Genomic DNA, 19,800 nt, shown 5'->3' with positions numbered 1-19,800 from the left:
GGACGCGACGACCGCTGAGGACCGGGTGAAACCTCATGGTGAATGTGAACGAAGAGAAACTGGTCGAGTACCTCAAGCGCGTCTCCGCGGATCTGCACGATACGCGTCTGCGATTGCGCGAAGCGGAGGAGCGGAACCAGGAGCCGATCGCCGTCGTGAGCATCGCCTGCCGCTTCCCGGGCGGGGTGACAACGCCCGAGGAGCTGTGGCGGTTGGTCGCCAAGAGGGTGGACGCGATCGGGGACTTCCCCACCGACCGGGGCTGGGACCTCGACAGCCTCTATCACCCTGACCCGGATCACCCCGGGACCACCTACGTCCGCCGGGGCGGATTCCTGGACGACGCCGACCGATTCGACCCCCAGTTCTTCGGCATCAGCCCGCGCGAGGCGCTCGCCACCAGCCCCCAGCAGCGACTGCTGCTGGAAACCGCCTGGGAGGCATGTGAACGAGCGGGTATCGACCCCGTGTCCCTGAAGGGCTCCCGGACGGGCGTCTACGCCGGCACGGCGACCACCGGCGGCGGCGCGGCGGGCGATGCCCAGAACGGATCCGAGGGTTACGCGGGCAACGCACCGAGCCTGCTGTCCGGCCGGGTGTCCTACACCCTCGGCCTGGAGGGACCGGCCGTCACAGTGGAGACGGCGTGCTCCTCATCCCTCGTCGCGATCCACCTGGCCTGCCAGGCACTACGGCAGGAGGAGTGCACCCTGGCCCTGGCCGGCGGGGTGACGGTGATGACCACCCCCGAGGTGTTCACCGGTTTCTCCCGGCAACGAGGGCTGTCCCCCGACGGCCGGTGCAAGGCGTTCTCGGCGAGCGCCGACGGAACGGGATGGGGCGAAGGCGTCGGACTCCTCCTGCTGGAGCGGCTGTCCGACGCACGGCGCAACGGCCACCAGGTACTCGCGCTGATCCGGGGTTCAGCCATCAACCAGGACGGCGCCAGCAACGGATTCACCGCGCCCAACGGCCCCTCGCAGCAGCGAGTCATCCGCCAGGCGCTCGCCGGCGCCCGGCTGGCCCCGTCCGAGGTGGACGCGGTGGAGGCCCATGGCACGGGCACCAAGCTGGGTGACCCGATCGAGGCCGACGCGCTGATCGCCACCTACGGCCGGGACCGTCCGGCGGACCGGCCGCTGTGGCTGGGCTCGTTGAAGTCCAACATCGGCCATACGCAGGGTGCGGCGGGTGTGGCGGGTGTGATCAAGATGGTGATGGCCCTGCGGCACGGCATGCTCCCGGCGACCCTCCATGTCGATGAGCTGACGCCTCATGTGGAGTGGAACGGCGGAGGCGTGCGGCTGCTGACCGAGGCGGTGGAGTGGCCGGCGGCCGAGCGCCCGCGCCGGGCCGGGGTGTCGTCTTTTGGGATCAGTGGCACCAATGCGCATGTGATTGTGGAGCAGGCTCCTGAGGAGGATGCGCCGTTGGTGGGGGCCGTGTCCTGCGAGACGGGTGTGGTGCCGTGGGTGGTGTCGGGGCGGAGTGCGGGGGCGTTGCGGGGTCAGGCGGCGGCGTTGGCGGGGCGGGTGGGGGGTGTTTCCGAGTTCTCGTCCGTTGATGTGGGGTGGTCGTTGGTGACGTCGCGGTCGGTGTTCGAGCATCGTGCGGTGGTGGTGGGTGAGGGTCGTGGTGAGTTGGTGGCGGGGTTGGAGGCGTTGGTGCGGGGGGTGTCGTATCCGGGGGTGGTGGAGTCGGGTGCGGTCGCGTCGCCGGGTGGTGTGGGTCCGGTGCTGGTGTTTCCGGGGCAGGGTTCGCAGTGGGTGGGGATGGGGGCGGAGCTGCTGGAGGTCTCGCCGGTGTTTGCGGCGCGGGTGGGGGAGTGTGAGCGGGCGCTTTCGCGGTATGTGGAGTGGTCGTTGACGGATGTGTTGCGTGGTGTGGAGGGTGCGGCGGATGTGGGGCGGGTGGATGTGGTGCAGCCGGTGTTGTGGGCGGTGATGGTGTCGTTGGCGGGGGTGTGGGCGGGGTATGGGGTGTGTCCTGTTGCGGTGGTGGGTCATAGCCAGGGGGAGATTGCGGCGGCTGTGGTGGCGGGGGTGTTGTCGTTGGAGGATGGTGCGAAGGTGGTGGCGCTGCGGAGTAAGGCTTTGCGGCGGTTGGCTGGTGGCGGGTCGATGGCGTCCTTGGGTGTGGGCCAGGAGCGGGCGGGGGAGTTGCTCTCCGACTTGGGGGAGCGGGTGGCCGCGGTGGGTGTAGCGGCTGTGAATGGGCCGTCGTCCACGGTGGTTTCGGGTCCGCCGGAGCGGGTGGCCGCAGTCGTGGCGGCGTGTGAGGAGTGTGGGGTTCGGGCGCGGTTGATCGAGGTGGATTATGCCTCGCATGGTCCGCAGGTGGATGAGATCCGTGCGGAGTTGACCGAGGCTCTGGCGGGTGTCCGGCCGCTCGAGACGTCCGTTTCCGGTACGGCGTTCTACTCGACCGTGACCGGAGGTCGTGTCGTCCCCACCGATTTGGATACCGGGTATTGGGTGGCGAATCTGCGGGAGCGGGTGCGCTTCACCGAGGCCGTCCAGGCGTTGCTGGCGGACGGTCACCGGGTGTTCATCGAGGCCAGCACCCATCCTGTGCTCACCCTTGGGATGCAGGAGACCTTCGAGGAAGCCGGGGTTCCCGCCGTCACCGTGCCCACGCTGCGCCGTGACCACGGCGGCCAGGCCCAGCTCGTCCATTCCCTTGCCCAGGCGTTCGTCGCCGGGGTCGACGTCGACTGGCGGGCGGCGTTTCCGACCGACCCGCCGCCTCGTACCGTCGATCTGCCCACCTACGCCTTCCAGCGCCAACGCTACTGGGCCGCCGCCACTGGCGGGGGCGGCGATGTGGGCGGGGCGGGGTTGCAGCAGGTGGAGCACCCGTTGTTGCGGGCGGCAGTGGGTCTCGCCGACGGCGGGCTGGTGCTGACCGGACGGGTGTCGGCCATCGGCGGTGGCTGGCCCGGTGACCATGTGGTCGCCGGAGCGTCGCTGGTACCGGGCGCGGCGTTGGTGGAGTGGGCGTTACGGGCGGCCGATGAGGCGGGCTGTGGCGGTGTGGAGGAACTGGCCCTTCAGGTGCCGCTCGTCCTGCCGTCGTCGGGCGGGCTGCGGGTGCAGATCGTGGTGGGCGAGGCCGCCGAGGACGGGCGGCGCGATGTGCGGGTGTACTCCCGGCCCGACCGTGATGTCCAGCCCGGCGCGGATCCGGACTGGGTGTGCCATGCGGAGGGCGTCCTGAGCCCGTCGCCCGCACCGTGCCCGGTCGAGGAGGTGGCGGGAGCCTGGCCTCCCGAGGGCGCGAGCCCGATGGATGTCGAGGGGTTCTACGAGCGTGCCGCGGCGGTGGGCTATGCGTACGGGCCGTCGTTCCAGGGGCTGCGGGCCGTGTGGCGGGACGGCGCGGACCTCCTGGCCGAGGTGGCGCTGCCCGAGGCCGCGGGGGACGCGGACGGGTTCGGTATCCACCCGGCGCTGCTCGACGCCGCCCTGCACCCCATGCTGCTCGCAGCCGACGCCGAGCCGGCCGACGACGAGGGGATGCGACTGCCGTTCGCCTGGAACGGCGTGTCGCTGTGGGCCACCGAGGCGCACACCATCCGGGTCCGGCTCTCTCCCCATCAGGACGGTGCGGAGGGAGAGCGCGGGCTACGGATGGTGGTGACCGATGCCATGGGCGCCCCGGTGCTGACGGTCGACTCCGTGACCATGCGCCCCGCCGACCCCGGCCAGTTGCGGGCCGGGGGCGGGCGTGGCGTGGATGGGCTGTTCACGCTGGACTGGGTACCGATGCCCGCCGTGCCCGATGCGGACGTTTCCGACGGTGAGGGCTGGGCCGTGCTGGGCCAGGACGTCCTGCGCTTGGCCGGGGAACCTGGATTCGGCGGCGGGGGCGTGGTGTGCCATCCGGGTCTCGAAGCGCTGGTGGCCGCGATGGACGACGGTGCGGCACCTCCCGCGTTCGCCCTGACCTACCTGCCGGCAGACGGCAGCCAGGCGGAGGACGGCTCGGTGACGATGGCGACGGCGGCTGATGGCTTGGCTGCCGTCGGCCGGGCGCTGGAGCTGGTGCAGGGGTGGCTGGCCGAACCGCGGCTGGCCGACGCCCATTTGGTGGTGATGACGCGCGGTGCGGTGCCGGTCGGCCGTCGTGGAGTGGTGGACTCCGGCGACGACGGCGACGGCGATGCTGACGGGGCGTTGAACGTGGCCGCGGCGGGGCTGTGGGGCCTGCTGCGGAGTGCGCAGGCGGAGCACCCGGACCGGTTCGTCCTCCTCGACCTCGACCCGGTCGCCGATCCGACCTGGCGTGATGTGGCGGACGCCGTGGTCCGTGCCGTACGCGCGGATGAGCCACAGGCGGTGCTGCGAGCCGGACGGATGGTGGTGCCCCGGCTGACGCGCGCGCGTGACATCGACTCTGCCGACGAGGCGGTTTCCGGAGGACCGATCCCCGGGGGGCTCGACCCCGACGGCACGGTGCTGATCACCGGCGGTACGGGCCTGCTGGGCGGTCTGGTGGCCGAGCATCTGGTGCGTACGTGGCAGGTCAAGCATCTGGTCCTGGTCAGCCGACGTGGTGCGGACGCGCCCGGCGCGCCGGAGCTGGCCGAGCGGCTGAGCGGCCTGGGCGCTCGGGTACGGATCGCCGCGGTGGACGTCGCGGACGCCGACGCGGTGGCCGACGTGGTGGCCGGCATCGACCCGGCGTATCCGCTGACCGGTGTCCTTCATGCGGCGGGGCTGCTGGAAGACGCGGTGGTCACCTCGCAGACGCGGGAGCAACTCGCACGGGTGTGGGCGGCGAAGGCCGCGGCGGCCGCCCATCTGCACCGCGCCACGGCGGATCTGCCGCTCCGCATGTTTGTGATGTTCTCGTCGGCCGCCGGTGTCGTGGGCAACGCGGGTCAGGCCGGATACGCGGCGGCCAACGCGTTCGTCGATGCGTTGGCCGCCCATCGACGGACGCTGGGGCTGCCCGCACTTTCCCTGGCATGGGGGCTGTGGGCGCAGGCCAGCGAGATGACTGGGCACATGGGCCGGGCGGACCTGACACGACTGCGCGGAATGAGGCCGCTGTCCGCCGAGCGTGGGCTGGCCCTGCTGGATGCCGCATGCCGCCGCGAGAGCCCGCTGATGGTGGCCGTGGACCTCGATCCGGCTGGGGTGGGTGGTGGGGGGCTTCCTGCGGTGTTGCGGGGGTTGGTGGTGGGTCGTGTCAGGCGGCGGTCGGCGGTGGGTGAGGTGGGGGTTTCGGGGTTGGTGGAGCGGTTGAGGGGGTTGGGTGCTGAGGCTCGGTTGGATGGGGTGGTTGAGGTGGTGCGGGGTGGTGTGGCGGTGGTGTTGGGGTTTGGTTCGCCGGGTGAGGTGCGGGTGGATGCGTCGTTCAGGGAGTTGGGTTTTGATTCGTTGACGGCGGTGGAGTTGCGTAATCGGTTGTCGTCGGTGACGGGGTTGCGGTTGCCGGCGACGATGGTGTTCGACTATCCGACGCCTCGGGTGCTGGCGGAGTATGTGTGTGCCCGGCTGATGGGTGAGACGACTGCCGGTGCGGGTGCTTCTGTGGTGGCGGCCGACGCGGATGACCCCGTGGCGGTCATTGGTATGGCTTGCCGTTTCCCAGGTGGTGCGAACTCTCCCGAAGCGCTGTGGGATCTGGTGGCCTCGGGGAAAGACGTGATGGGGGAGTTTCCGACCGGCCGGGGCTGGGACCTGGACGGGCTGTTCCACCCGGACCCCGACCACCCGGGCACCAGCTATGCGCGTGAGGGTGCCTTCCTGTATGACGCTGACGCGTTCGATGCGGCGTTTTTCGGGATCAGTCCGCGGGAGGCGTTGGCGATGGATCCGCAGCAGCGGTTGTTGTTGGAGGCGTCGTGGGAGGTGCTGGAGCGGGCCGGGATCGATCCGGTGTCGTTGAAGGGCAGCCCGACCGGTGTCTACGCGGGCGTGATGTACCACGACTACGCGGCAGGGCTGAGCAGTGGTGCGGATGCGAAGCTCGAGGGCTATGCGATGCTCGCGGGCTCGGGGAGTGTGGTTTCTGGGCGGGTGGCGTACTCGCTGGGGTTTGAGGGGCCGGCGGTGACGGTGGATACGGCGTGTTCGTCGTCGTTGGTGGCGATGCATCTGGCGGCGCAGGCGTTGCGGCGGGGGGAGTGCACGTTGGCGTTGGCCGGTGGGGTGACGGTGATGGCGACGCCGGATGTGTTCACTGGTTTTTCCCGTCAGCGTGGGTTGGCGCCTGATGGTCGGTGCAAGCCGTTTGCTGCGGCTGCGGACGGTACTGGCTGGGGTGAGGGTGTGGGGGTTTTGTTGCTGGAGCGGTTGTCGGATGCTCGGCGTAATGGTCATGAGGTGTTGGCGGTGGTCCGGGGTTCGGCGGTCAATCAGGATGGTGCGTCGAATGGGCTTACCGCGCCGAATGGTCCTTCGCAGCAGCGGGTGATTCGTCAGGCGTTGGCCAGTGCGGGGTTGTCGGCTGCGGATGTCGATGTGGTGGAGGCGCATGGTACGGGTACGACGTTGGGTGATCCGATCGAGGCGCAGGCGTTGCTGGCCACTTACGGGCAGGAACGCTCGGTGGAGCGGCCGTTGCTGCTCGGTTCGATCAAATCCAACATCGGACACGCCCAAGCGGCGGCCGGAGTCGCGGGCGTCATCAAGATGGTGCAGGCGATGCGCCACGGGCTGCTGCCCGCGTCCCTGCACATCGATGAGCCGACTCCGCATGTGGACTGGGGCAGTGGTGCGGTGCGGCTGCTGACCGAGGCGGTGGAGTGGCCGATGGGTGAGGGTCCGCGCCGGGCCGGGGTGTCCTCGTTCGGCGCCTCCGGCACCAACGCCCATGTCATCCTCGAACAGATGCCCACACCGGCCGAGGAGGACGAGCGGACGGAGTCGGCGCCCTCCGACAGGGACGCGGTCCCGTGGGTGCTGTCGGCGCGGAGCGCGGAGGCACTGCGCGGCCAGGCCACGGCGTTGGTTGAACGCGTGGGGGGTGTTTCCGAGCTCTCGCCCGTCGACGTGGGGTGGTCGTTGGTGACGTCGCGGTCGGTGTTCGAGCATCGTGCGGTGGTGGTGGGTGAGGGTCGTGGTGAGTTGGTGGCGGGGTTGGAGGCGTTGGCGCGGGGGGTGTCGCATCCGGGGGTGGTGGAGTCGGGTACGGCCGCGTCGCCGTGTGATGTGGGTCCGGTGCTGGTCTTCCCCGGGCAGGGTTCGCAGTGGGCCGGTATGGGGGCGGAGCTGCTGGAGGTCTCGCCGGTGTTCGCGGCGCGGGTGGGGGAGTGTGAGCGGGCGCTTTCGCCGTATGTCGATTGGTCGTTGACGGATGTGCTGCGCGGGACGCAGAGCGCGGCGGATCTGGGGCGGGTGGACGTGGTCCAGCCCGTCCTCTGGGCGGTGATGGTGTCGCTTGCCGCTGTGTGGGCGGGGCACGGGGTGCGCCCTGTTGCGGTGGTGGGTCATAGCCAGGGGGAGATCGCGGCGGCTGTGGTGGCGGGGGCGCTCTCGCTGGAGGACGGTGCGAAGGTGGTGGCGCTGCGGAGCAAGGCTTTGCGGCGGTTGGCTGGTGGCGGGGCGATGGCGTCCCTGGGGGTGGGCCAGGAGCGTGCGGAGCAGCTCCTGTCGGGTCTGGGGGAGCGGGTGGCCGCAGTGGGCGTTGCCGCTGTGAACGGGCCGTCGTCCACGGTGGTTTCGGGTCCGCCGGAGCAGGTGGCCGCAGTCGTGGCGGCGTGTGAGGAGTGTGGGGTTCGGGCGCGGTTGATCGAGGTGGATTATGCCTCGCATGGTCCGCAGGTGGATGAGATCCGTGCGGAGTTGACCGAGGCTCTGGCGGGTGTCCGGCCGCTCGAGACGTCCGTTTCCGGTACGGCGTTCTACTCGACCGTGACCGGCGGTCGTGTCGTCCCCACCGATTTGGATACCGGGTATTGGGTGGCGAATCTGCGGGAGCGGGTGCGCTTCACCGAGGCCGTCCAGGCGTTGCTGGCGGACGGTCACCGGGTGTTCATCGAGGCCAGCACCCATCCTGTGCTCACCCTTGGGATGCAGGAGACCTTCGAGGAAGCCGGGGTCCCCGCCGTCACCGTGCCCACGCTGCGCCGTGACCACGGCGGCCAGGCCCAGCTCGTCCATTCCCTCGCCCAGGCGTTCGTCGCCGGGGTCGACGTCGACTGGCGGGCGGCGTTTCCGACCGACCCGCCGCCTCGTACCGTCGATCTGCCCACCTACGCCTTCCAGCGCGAGCGCTACTGGCTCGACGGCCACGACCGCCGCGCCGGCGATCCGGCCGACCTCGGGCTGGTCTCCGCCGGGCATCCGCTGCTGGGTGCCGCCGTGGAGCTGGCCGATGGCAGTGGCCATGTGCTGACGGGCCGGATTTCGGCGCGTACGCAGACGTGGCTCGGCGAGCATGTGGTCGCGGACGCGGCGCTGGTCCCGGGTGCGGCGCTGGCCGAGTGGGTGCTGCGGGCGGCCGATGAGGTCGGCTGTGGCGGTGTGGAGGAACTGGCCCTTCAGGTGCCGCTCGTCCTGCCGTCGTCGGGCGGGCTGCGGGTGCAGATCGTGGTGGGCGAGGCCACCGAGGACGGGCGGCGCGATGTGCGGGTGTATTCCCGCCCTGCTGGTGAAGGGCCCCCTGCCACGGAGTGGGTGTGCCACGCGGAGGGCGTGCTGAGCCCGCCGTCGGACCGTCTTGACCGTCTTGACGGCTGTGACGAGGTGTCGGGGCTGGGCGGGGTGTGGCCGCCGGCCGGTGCGACGGTGCTCGGCGTCGAGGGGTTCTACGACCGGGTCGCGGCCTCCGGATATGGCTACGGGCCGTCGTTCCAGGGGCTGCGGGCCGTGTGGCGGGACGGGGCGGATGTGTTCGCCGAGGTGGTCCTGCCCGAGGCCGCCGGAGAGCAGACCGGATTCGGCATCCACCCGGCACTGCTGGACGCCGCGCTGCACCCCGCCCTGCTGGTCGGCCGACTCGACACGGACAACACCGAGACCGGTACCGAACCCACCGATGGCCGGGTGTGGTTGCCGTTCGCCTGGAACGGCGTGAGGTTGTGGGCCGCCGGGGCGACCACGGTCCGCGTGCGGCTCTCTCCCCACCAGGAGAACGCGGAGGGCGAGCGCGCACTGCGCCTGACCGTGGCGGACGCCGTCGGCGCGCCGGTGCTGACCGTCGACTCCGTGGCGATGCGACCCGCGAACGCCGATCAGTTGCGGGCGGCGGTGAGCCACGGCGGCCACGGAACGGACAGCCTGTTCACCGTCGATTGGACGCCGCTGCCGCTCGTGGCCGGGGCCGGAACCGGGACCGGGGCCGGGGCCGAGGACGCGGCGGTCGGTGACGACGGCTGGGCCGTCCTGGGCGCCGGCGGTCACCCGGATCTGGCCGCGCTGATCAACGCGCTCGATGACGAGGAGCCCATCCCGTCGGTCGTTGTCGCCGACATGACGACCACCGGCGAGGGCGCCGAGGGGCCGTCTGCCGAGGCGCTGGCTGTGACGGAACGGGCGCTGGAGCTGGTGCGGGGCTGGCTGGCCGAACCGCGGTTGGCCGACGCCCGGCTGGTGGTGGTCACACGAGACGCGGTCGCGGTCGACGGCCCCGAGAGCGCCACCCGGGTGGACCTGTCCGGGGCCGCTGTGTGGGGCCTCGTACGCAGCGCGCAGTCGGAGAACCCGGGCCGGTTCGTGCTCCTGGACCGTGACGACGACCGCCATGCCGATGCCCACACCACTGACACTGCCACCGAGCCCAGCACTGGCACTGGCACTGACACCGGCGGCGCCGCCCGCGCCGACGCCGTGCGCATCGCCGTGGCGCGGGCCGTGGAGATGGACGAACCCCAGCTGGCCCTGCGCGCGGGACGGGTGCTGGTGCCCCGCCTGGTCCATGCCGGTATCGGAGGCGCTGGGCTGGTGGGCCCCGTGGCACAGCCGGAAGCGTGGCGGCTGGACACGGCGGGCACGGCAACCCTGGAGAACGTCGTACCGGTGGCCTGCCCCGAGGTGCTGGAGCCCCTGGGCACGGGCCAGGTGCGGGTCGCCGTACGTGCCGCCGGTGTCAACTTCCGTGATGTGCTGGTCGGTCTGGGCATGGTGCCCGGCCAGACCGGGCTCGGCGGCGAGGGTGCCGGTGTGGTGGTGGACATCGGTCCCGATGTGGTCAACGTGGCCGTGGGCGATCAGGTCATGGGGGTCCTCGACCAGTCGTTCGGACCACTCGCGGTCACCGACGCGCGGTTGCTGGCGCCGATCCCGGACGGATGGGACTTCCGGCAGGCGGCGGCCGTACCGGTGGCCTATCTGACCGCCTGGTACGGGCTGACGGACCTCGCCCGGCTTCAGCCGGGGGAGTCGGTGTTGATTCATGCCGCGACCGGTGGTGTGGGGATGGCGGCGGTGCGGATCGCGCGGTATCTGGGTGCGGAGGTCTACGCGACGGCGAGTCCTGGCAAGCATGCGGTTCTGGGGGCGATGGGTATCGATGAGGCGCATCGGGCCTCGTCGCGCGATCTGGATTTCGAGGGCGTGGTGCGGGAGGCCACGGGTGGCCGGGGTGTGGATGTGGTGCTCAACAGCCTTGCCGGGCCCTTCGTCGACGCCTCCCTGCGGCTGCTGCGCGAAGGCGGCCGGCTGATGGAAATGGGCAAGACCGATATCCGCGATCCCGAGCAGGTAGCGGGTGAGCACCCCGGTGTGAGGTACCAGGTCTACGACCTGATCACTGATGCCGGTGCGGACCGTATCGGTGAGATGCTGCGGGAGCTGGGCGGGTTGTTCGCCTCCGGTGTGCTGGTGCCGCCTCCGGTACGGGCGTGGCCGCTCGGCCGGGCGCGTGAGGCGCTGCGGTATCTGAGTCAGGCCAAGCACACGGGCAAGCTGGTGCTGGACGTGCCCGCCCCGGTGGACCCCGATGGCACCGTGCTCATCACCGGCGGCACCGGCACCCTCGGTGGGCATGTGGCCGAGCACCTCGTGCGCAGCTGGCACATTCGCCGTCTGCTGCTGGTCAGCCGGGGCGGTCCCGACGCGCCGGGCGCGCGGGAGCTGGCGGCCCGGCTCACCGGCCTGGGCGCCGACGTACGTATCGTGGCGGCGGACGTCGCCGATGGTGCCGCGGTGCGCGACCTCGTCGCGGGTGTCGACCCGGCACACCCCCTGACCGGTGTCGTCCACGCGGCGGGTGTGCTGGACGACGCGATGCTCCCCGCGCAGACCCCGGAGCGTCTGGCGCGGGTGTGGGGACCCAAGGCCGCGGCCGCGGCACATCTCCACGCCGCCACCGCGCATCTGCGGCTGGGCATGTTCGTCATGTTCTCCTCGGCCGCGGGAGTGATGGGCAGCCCGGGACAGGCCAACTACGCCGCCGCCAACGCCTTCTGCGACGCCCTTGCCACCCACCGCCAGGCCATGGGCCTCCCGGCGGTCTCGGTGGCCTGGGGGCTGTGGGCGGACGCCAGCGGCATGACCGGACACCTCAACGAGGCCGACCTGGCCAGGATGTCCCGTTCCGGTATCGCCGCCATGTCCGGCGAGCAGGCGCTGGGATTGCTGGACGCCGCCTGCTGGCACGGCGCCCCGCAGCCCGCGGCCGTCCAGCTCGACCTGCGAGCCCTGGCCGCTCAGCCCGCGCCCGCGGACGCCCTGCCCGCCTTGCTGCGCACGCTTCTCGACAACGGCGTGGCCACACGCCGTACCGCCGCCACCGCGGCACCGGCCGCCGGTCTGGTCGCCCGGCTCGCGGCGTTGACCGCGGAGGAGCAGCACCGGATGCTGCTCACCCTGGTGCGCACCCAGGCCGCGGCGGTCCTGGGGCACACCGACGTCGACGCGGTCCCGGGGGACATCCCCTTCAAGGACCTGGGCTTCGACTCGCTGACGGGGGTCGAACTGCGCAACCGGCTCGCCGCCGCCACCGGGCTGCGGCTGCCCGCCACCGTCGTCTTCAGGCATCCGACACCCTCGGCCATCGCCGCCGAACTGCGCGAGAAGCTGTGCCCCGCGCCGGCGGACACCTCGGCGCCCGTCTTCGGCGAGCTGGAGCGCCTCGAAACCGCGATCGCGCGGCTCACCTCCCGTGCCGAGGCCCATGACGAGGCCCATGACGAGGCGCATGCCAAAGCCCGCGGCCGGCTGGTGAAGCGCCTGGAGGCGCTGCTGTGGCGGCTGAACGACGACACGCCGGCCGAGGCCCGCGGCCGGCCCGTGAACGGGGACGCACTCGACTCCGCCTCGGACGACGAGTTGTTCGCGTTCATCGACAGGGAACTGCCCTCTTGACCGTGAGTGAGGACTGATGTCGGGTACGGAAGACAAACTCCGCCAGTATCTGAAGCGGGTCACGGTGGATCTCGGGCAGGCCCGCCAACGGCTGCGCGAGATGGAGGAACGGTCCCAGGAGCCGGTGGCCATCGTGAGCATGGCCTGTCGCTATCCGGGCGGTGTCGGCTGCCCCGAGGAACTGTGGGAGCTGGTGGCCTCCGGCGGCGACGGCATCACCGCGTTCCCCACCGACCGCGGCTGGGACCTGGAGGGCCTCTACCATCCTGACCCCGACCACCCCGGCACCAGCTATGTCCGGCACGGCGGGTTCCTGGACGGCGCCGACCGCTTCGACGCGGAGTTCTTCGGGATCAGCCCGCGCGAGGCCCTGGCGATGGATCCGCAGCAGCGGCTGCTGCTGGAGGTGGCCTGGGAGCTGTTCGAACGCGCGGGTGTCGACCCGGTGACGATGAAGGGCAGCCGGACCGGTGTGTACGCGGGCGTGTCCAGCCAGGACTATCTCTCCCGGATGCCCCGGGTCCCCGAGGGCTTCGAGGGCTATGCCACGACCGGCAGCCTCACCAGTGTGGTGTCCGGCCGGGTGGCGTACACCTTCGGCCTGGAGGGGCCGGCGGTGACCGTGGACACGGCGTGCTCCTCGTCGCTGGTGGCGATGCACCTGGCGAGCCAGGCGCTGCGGCAGGGCGAATGCGATCTGGCGCTCGCGGGCGGGGTCACCGCGCTCACCACACCGACCGCCTTCGCCGAGTTCTCCCGGCAGCGCGGACTGGCCCCGGACGGGCGCTGCAAGTCCTTCGCGGCGGCCGCGGACGGCACCGGCTTCTCCGAGGGTGTCGGACTGGTGCTGCTGGAGCGGCTGTCCGACGCCCGGCGCAACGGCCACCGGGTGCTGGCGCTGATCCGGGGCTCGGCGGTCAACCAGGACGGTGCCAGCAATGGTCTGACCGCGCCCAACGACGTATCGCAGGAACGGGTGATCCGCCAGGCGCTGGCCAACGCACGTCTCGCCCCCGACCAGGTCGACGCGGTGGAGGCCCATGGCACGGGCACCTCCCTCGGCGACCCGATCGAGGCACACGCGCTGCTGGCCACCTACGGACAGGACCGGCCCCGCGAACGGCCCCTGTGGCTGGGGTCGTTGAAGTCGAACATCGGCCACACCCAGGCGGCCGCCGGTGTGGCCGGCGTGATCAAGATGGTGATGGCGCTCCGGCACGAGACCCTGCCGGTCACCTTGCACATCGATGAGCCGACCCCGCATGTGGAGTGGGCCGGCGGCGGAGTGCGGCTGCTGACCGAACCGGTGGCCTGGCCCGGCGGCGAACGTCCCCGCAGGGCCGGGGTGTCCTCCTTCGGGATCAGCGGCACCAACGCCCATCTGATCCTGGAACAGGCTCCCCAGCCGAGCCCCTCGGCAGAGCCCGCGCAGCCCGCCGAGCCGGCAGACTCCGCCGACTCCGCAGAGCCCGATGCCCTCGCCGACTCCGCCGAGCCCGCTCCCGAGGTGCCGGGCACGGTGGTGCCGTGGGTGCTGTCCGCCCGTAGCGCCCAGGCCCTGCGGGGGCAGGCGGCGGCGCTCGCGCGGCGGATGGCCGGCGATCCGCGGCCGTCCGCCGTCGATGTGGGCTGGTCGCTGGTGACCACCCGGTCGGTGTTCGACCACCGGGCGGTGGCCGTGGGGGAGACCCGTGAGGAGCTGATGGCGGCGGTGGAGGCGCTGGCCGCTGGCGGGACCCATCCGGGCCTGGTCCACCCCGGCGGCGCCGCGACCGCCGGGGACCTGGGCCCGGTGCTGGTGTTCCCCGGCCAGGGCTCGCAGTGGGCCGGTATGGGGGCAGGACTGCTCGACGCCTCGCCCGCGTTCGCGGCCCGCGTGGCGGAGTGCGAACGGGCGCTGGCGCCGTACGTCGACTGGTCGCTCACCGAGGTGCTGCGCGACGCCGACAGGTCGGCCGATCTGGGCCGGGTCGATGTGGTGCAGCCCGTCCTGTGGGCCGTGATGGTGTCGCTCGCCGCGGTGTGGGCCGGGCACGGCGTACGCCCCGCGGCGGTGATCGGGCACAGCCAGGGCGAGATCGCGGCGGCCGTGGTGGCCGGGGCCCTGTCGTTGGAGGACGGTGCGAAGGTCGTGGCGCTGCGCAGCAAGGCGTTGCGGCGGCTGGCCGGTGGCGGAGCGATGGCCTCCCTCGGAGTGAGCCAGGAGCAGGCCGGGAAGCTGCTGGCCGGGCTGGGCGACCAGGCCGCCGCGGTCGGCGTGGCGGCGGTCAACGGCCCCTCCTCCACGGTGATCTCCGGGCCGCCCGAGCAGGTGGCACACGCCGTGGCGGCGTGTCGGGAGGCGGGCGAGCGGGCGCGGCCGATCGAGGTGGACTACGCCTCGCACAGCCCCCAGGTGGACGAGATCGCCGAGGAGCTGACGGAGGCTCTGGCCGGTGTGCGTCCGGCCGCGTCGAAGGTGGCGTTCTACTCCACGGTCACCGCCGGCCGGATCGACACCACCGGGCTGGACACCGGGTACTGGGTGACCAACCTCCGGGAGCCGGTGCGGTTCGCCGACACCGTCCGGGCGCTGCTGGCCGATGGCCACCGGGTGTTCATCGAGAGCAGCACCCATCCCGTGCTGACCGTGGGCATGCAGGAGAGCTTCGAGGAGGCCGGGGCCGACGCGGTCACCGTGCCCACGCTCCGGCGCGACCACGGCGGCCGGGCGCGGCTGATCCAGTCGCTCGCCTCGGCCTTCACCGCGGGGGTCGAGGTCGACTGGACCACCCTCCACCCCACCGGCCCGGCCGCCCCGCGCACCGTCGAACTGCCCACCTACGCCTTCCAGCGGGAGCGGTACTGGCTGGCCGACTCGGTGTCCTTCGACACCGGGGTCCCGGCGGACGAGGCGGAGTCCCGGTTCTGGGCCGCGGTGGAGGAAGAGGATCTGCGCACCCTCTCCGAGACGCTGAGCCTCCCGGACGACACCGGCCACCGGACCTCACTGGGCACGGTACTCCCCGCGCTCTCGACCTGGCGTCGCGGCCGGCGTGAGCGCTCCGCCGTCGATTCCTGGCGCTACCGCGTCGAGTGGCGGCCCGTCACCGACGGCAGGCCCGCCGATGTGGGCTCCTGGCTCGTGGTCCACCCGAAGGGCGGCGCCGACGGCTGGACGGACGCCTGCGTACGGGCGCTGGGCGCGGGCGGTGGCCGGGTGCGCCGGCTGGAGATGGCCGAGGACACCGGCCGGGAGGAGCTCGCCGCGCTGCTGCGCGCCCGGTACGCGGAGGAGGCGCCGCCGACGGGCGTTCTGTCGCTGCTGGCCCTGGACGAGAACGCGCCGCCACCGCTCCCCGGGGTCGCCACCGGTCTGACGGGCACGCTCACCCTGCTCCAGGCGCTGGTGGACACCCCCGTCGCCACGCCCCTGTGGTGTGTCACCCGCGGTGCGGTCTCCGTCGACGACACCGACCCCCTGGACGCTCCCCACCAGGCCCAGCTGTGGGGGCTCGGCAGGGTGGCCGCCCTGGAACACCCCGACCGGTGGGGCGGGCTGGTGGATCTGCCCCCCGGCCCCGGCGACCTGGACGCCGACCGGCTGCGCGCCCTGCTCACCGGTGCGTCCGGTGAGGACGAGGCGGCGCTGCGCGCGACCGGTGCGTACGGCCGCCGGCTGGTCCCCGCCCCGACCGGCGGCCGCGCCCCGGGGCGCGCCTGGGAACCCCGGGGCACTGTGCTCATCACCGGAGCCGTGGACGGCCCCGCCGCTCATGTGGCCCGCCGGCTGGCCGCCGACGGCGCGGACCACATCGTGATGCTGGCTCCCGGAGGTGGCGACGCCACCGGCGCCGTGGAGCTGACGGCCGAACTGGACGCGCTCGGCACCCGGCTCACCGTCGCGGACCACGCGCCCGCCGACCGGGAAGGCGCCGCGCGTCCCGTCGAGCGGGTGGCGGGGGCGGACGGCCGGATCGGGACGATCATCCACACCTCGTCCTCCGGCGAGCTGGCCCCGCTGACGGAGCTCACCCCCCAGCGGCTGGCCGAGGAGGTCCGTACCCAACTGGACTGTGCGAACAGGGAGTTGGACGAACTGTGCGTCGCGGGTCCCGAGGACACCGTGGTCCACTTCTCCACCGTCGCCGCGTCCTGGGGCAGCAAGGACCACGGCTCCTACGCGGCCGCTGCCGCCTGCCTCGACGCGCTGGCGCAGCGCGACCGGGCCGACGGCCGGGCCACCATCTCGATCGCCTGGGGACTGTGGGATCTGCCATACGGCGGTGACGCGCCCGATGTGCCCAACGCGCCCGACGTGTCCGGCGCACCCGATGAACTCAACGCGCCCGATGCGCCCCACACGCCCGACGTGTCCGGCGCGGCCGCGCACACCGAGCGCTCCCGGCGGCAAGGCCTGTACCCGCTGGACCCCCGGTTGGCGCTGACCGCGCTGCGCCAGGTGCTCGACCACGACGACCCCCGCGTCACGATCGCCGACGTGGGGTGGGAACGCTTCGCGCCGCTGTTCACCCTCGCCCGTCCCAGCAGGCTCTTCGACGCCGTCCCGGCCGCCCGCCGGGCCATCGAGGCCGCGCGGGAACCCGCCGGCGAGACCCGTACCGACGAGGCCTCGGCGCTGCGGCGGGAGCTGGCCGCCCTGGCCGGGGACGCGCGGGACGAGAGGCTGCTGGCGCTGGTGCGCGCCCATGTGGCCGCCGTACTGCGCTATCCGGCGCCGGAGTCGGTCGAGCCGGACCGTCCGTTCAAGGAGCTGGGGTTCGACTCCATCGCGGCCGTCGAGCTCAGGAACCGGCTGCGCGCCGCCACGGGGCTGAGCCTGCCGACGACGGTGGTCTTCGACTACCCGACCCCCCGGACGCTGGCGGGCCATCTGCTGGCCGAGGTGGACCCGGGAGAGGCCGCCACGGCACATCCGGTCTCCGGACACATCGACGAGATCGAGACGGCGCTGGCCGGACTGCCGGCCGCGGACCCGCGGCGGGCCGGCCTGGTGAACCGGTTGCAGGCGATGGTGTGGAAGTACACCGACACCGGGGACGAGGCCGGTGAACCGGCGGACGAGCGGGACCTGGCGGCGGCCACCGCCGATGAGGTGTTCGCCCTCATCGACCGCGAGCTCGGCGTCTGACCGGCGGCCGGGGCCCCGTGGACCCCGGCCACCGCGCACGGAAACCCCCCGTACCGTCCGCGTACGGGGGGGGGGTTCGCGCTGCCGGTCAACGAGCGGTTCGGACCGGCTGGACACCGTGGGCCAGGCCGAGCAGGTCCTCGGCCACCCGCCGGGGGTGCTGGGCGTGCAGATCGTGCTCGGAGTCGCGATACTCCCGCATCGTGGCGTGGCGCAGCTCGGCGGTGGTCTCCCTGATGCGGGAGCGGATGCGGTCCGCCCACTTCCCGTCCGCACCCTTGGGGATCGCGGGCATCAGCAGGGTGGGCACGGCGATGGCCGCGTACCACGGCCCCGGTGGTTCGTTCCAGATGCTGCGCAGGATCGACATGTGCTGCTCGGCGGACATGCGCCGGGACAGCGACCCGTCCGGGTTCACCCGCATCGTGGCCACCGCGGCCTCGATCGCCGCCGGGGACCAGTCCGGGTGGATGGCGCGGAAGTAGTCGCTCACGCTCTGCACGGTGGCGCCCTCCAGGGACGCCGGCCGCAACGCCCCGACGAACGCGTCCCAGGAGGGGAACGACGTGGCCGGCTCCAGCCAGCCGCCGTCCACGAGGGCCAGCGCGGCGACCAGTTCGGGGTGCTCGGCGGTCAGCCGCACCGAGACATTGCCGCCCCACGAGTGACCGGCCACCACCACCCGGTCCAGCCCGAGGGCGGCGGCCACCGCCACCAGGTCCGCGACCGCGGTGGGGGTGTCGTACCCGGTCTCCGGCGTATCGGAGTCGCCGTGGCCGCGCAGATCCACCGCGTACACCGCATGGCCCGCGGCGGCCAGGTGGCCGGCGACCTCGTCCCACAGCCGGGCGCTCGACGCCATGCCATGGACCAGGAGAAAGGGAAGCGACCCCGGGGACGGCGCCGTTCCCGGCCGGTGCCGGACATGCAATGTCACCTCGTCGGTTACGGGCACGGAAAGATCCATAATGGAATTCTAGCCGGGCCGCCCATTCCGGTTCGACGGCCGTGGCGATGAAGTGCGCGCGGATTAGCGGCACTTAAGCGGAACACGAGATGCTGATCCGCCGGGCGATTCATGCCTAATGCCGGACCACCCCCATCGCCGACCGTAGATCCCGAGCTGAAGTGAGGCGCTGTGTATCCCCCGGAATCCAGGTTCGACCATGTCGACAACATCGACCTCACCGACTTGTCCTTCTGGGCACAGCCCTACGGCGATCGTGACGCCGCTTTCGCGGCGCTGCGCCGACGGCCGCGGCCCGTACGCTTCCGTGAGCCGGTCATGCCCGGGTTCGGGCGTGGGTCCGGCTACTACGCGCTGGTCAGGCACGCGGACATCGCCGAGGTGAGCCGGCGCCCGCAGGACTTCGGCTCCCTGCCCACCGCGATCAGCATCATCGATCTGCCGGAGGAGTTCAACGCTTTCTTCGGGTCGATGATCAATATGGACAATCCCCAGCACGCCCGGCTGCGCCGGCTGGTCTCCCGTGCGTTCGGCCGGGGAATGGCCGCCGAGTTCGAGGCGGCGTCCCACAAGGCGGCCCGGAAGATTGTCGACGACCTTGTCGCGGAAGGTCCTGGTGATTTCGTCCGGAAGGTCGCCGCGGTCATGCCGATCGCGGTGCTCAGCGGAATGATGGGAATTCCCGGCGACGACTACGAGTTCATTTACGACCGGTCCAACATCATCGTCGGCACCTTCGACCCCGAATACGTGCCGCGGGCCGATCAGGCCACCGCCGCCCTGCTGAAGACCTCACACGAGTTGGCCGACTACATCTCGCGGCTCGCCGCCGACCGCGTCCGCAACCCCACGGGGGACCTGATCACCCGGCTGGTGCAGGCGCAGATCGACGGTGAGCGGCTCAGCCCCGAGGAGCTCTCCTCGTTCTTCATCCTGCTCGTCGTCGCCGGCATGGAGACGACCCGCAACGCGATCTCGCGTGGTCTGGTGCTGCTCACCGAGCATCCGGAGCAGCGGAAGCTGCTGCTCTCCGACTTCGAGGCGTACGCGCCACGCGCGGTCGAGGAGATCCTGCGGGTCGCGACCCCCATCAACTGGATGCGCAGGACCGTCACCCGGGACTGCGAGATGAACGGGCACCGCTTCCAGGAGGGCGACAAGCTGCTGCTCTTCTACTGGTCCGCCAACCGGGACGAGGCGGTCTTCACCGACCCCTATCGGTTCGACATCACCCGGGACCCCAATCCGCATCTGACCTTCGGGTCGGTCGGACCGCACTTCTGCCTGGGCGCCCATCTCGCCCGGATGGAGGTCACCGTCCTCTTCCGCGAGTTGTTCAGCCGGCTGCCGGAGATCCGCACGGTGGGGGAGCCGCGGCGGCTGGTGGCCAGCTTCGTGGAGGCCATCAAGCACGTGGAGTGCGCGTTCTGACCTCCGGCACAGCC

Annotated in this window: 4 protein-coding genes; 3 read left to right on the top strand and 1 reads right to left on the bottom strand. The window is 72.0% G+C overall.

From position 1 onward, the window contains the following. Window positions 1-35 precede the first annotated feature (35 nt). Both N6H00_RS03370 and N6H00_RS40100 read left to right on the top strand, forming a co-directional pair. Window positions 36-12,257 (top strand): type I polyketide synthase, encoded by a 12,222-nt coding sequence (locus tag N6H00_RS03370; RefSeq protein ID WP_268970016.1) that lies wholly within the window; start codon window positions 36-38, stop codon window positions 12,255-12,257. Between the two features lie 16 nt (window positions 12,258-12,273). Beyond that, window positions 12,274-17,388, top strand: coding sequence for a type I polyketide synthase (locus N6H00_RS40100; protein WP_329618499.1), 5,115 nt, complete (start codon window positions 12,274-12,276; stop codon window positions 17,386-17,388). 88 nt (window positions 17,389-17,476) lie between these two features. On the opposite strand, the gene N6H00_RS03350 is transcribed toward N6H00_RS40100, so the two are convergent. Then, window positions 17,477-18,355 carry an alpha/beta fold hydrolase gene (locus N6H00_RS03350; protein ID WP_268970015.1) on the bottom strand — a complete coding sequence of 293 codons (879 nt, stop codon included), beginning with the start codon at window positions 18,353-18,355 and terminating at the stop codon, window positions 17,477-17,479. A gap of 171 nt (window positions 18,356-18,526) precedes the next feature. On the opposite strand from N6H00_RS03350, the gene N6H00_RS03345 reads away from it, so the two are divergent. Next, window positions 18,527-19,786, top strand: coding sequence for a cytochrome P450 (locus N6H00_RS03345; RefSeq protein WP_268970014.1), 1,260 nt, complete (start codon window positions 18,527-18,529; stop codon window positions 19,784-19,786). The last annotated feature ends 14 nt before the right edge of the window (window positions 19,787-19,800 follow it).

This window comes from Streptomyces sp. S465 (assembly GCF_026898115.1).
In the GTDB taxonomy this organism is placed as follows: domain Bacteria; phylum Actinomycetota; class Actinomycetes; order Streptomycetales; family Streptomycetaceae; genus Streptomyces; species Streptomyces luomodiensis.
This window is presented reverse-complemented; position numbering and strand designations above follow the sequence as displayed.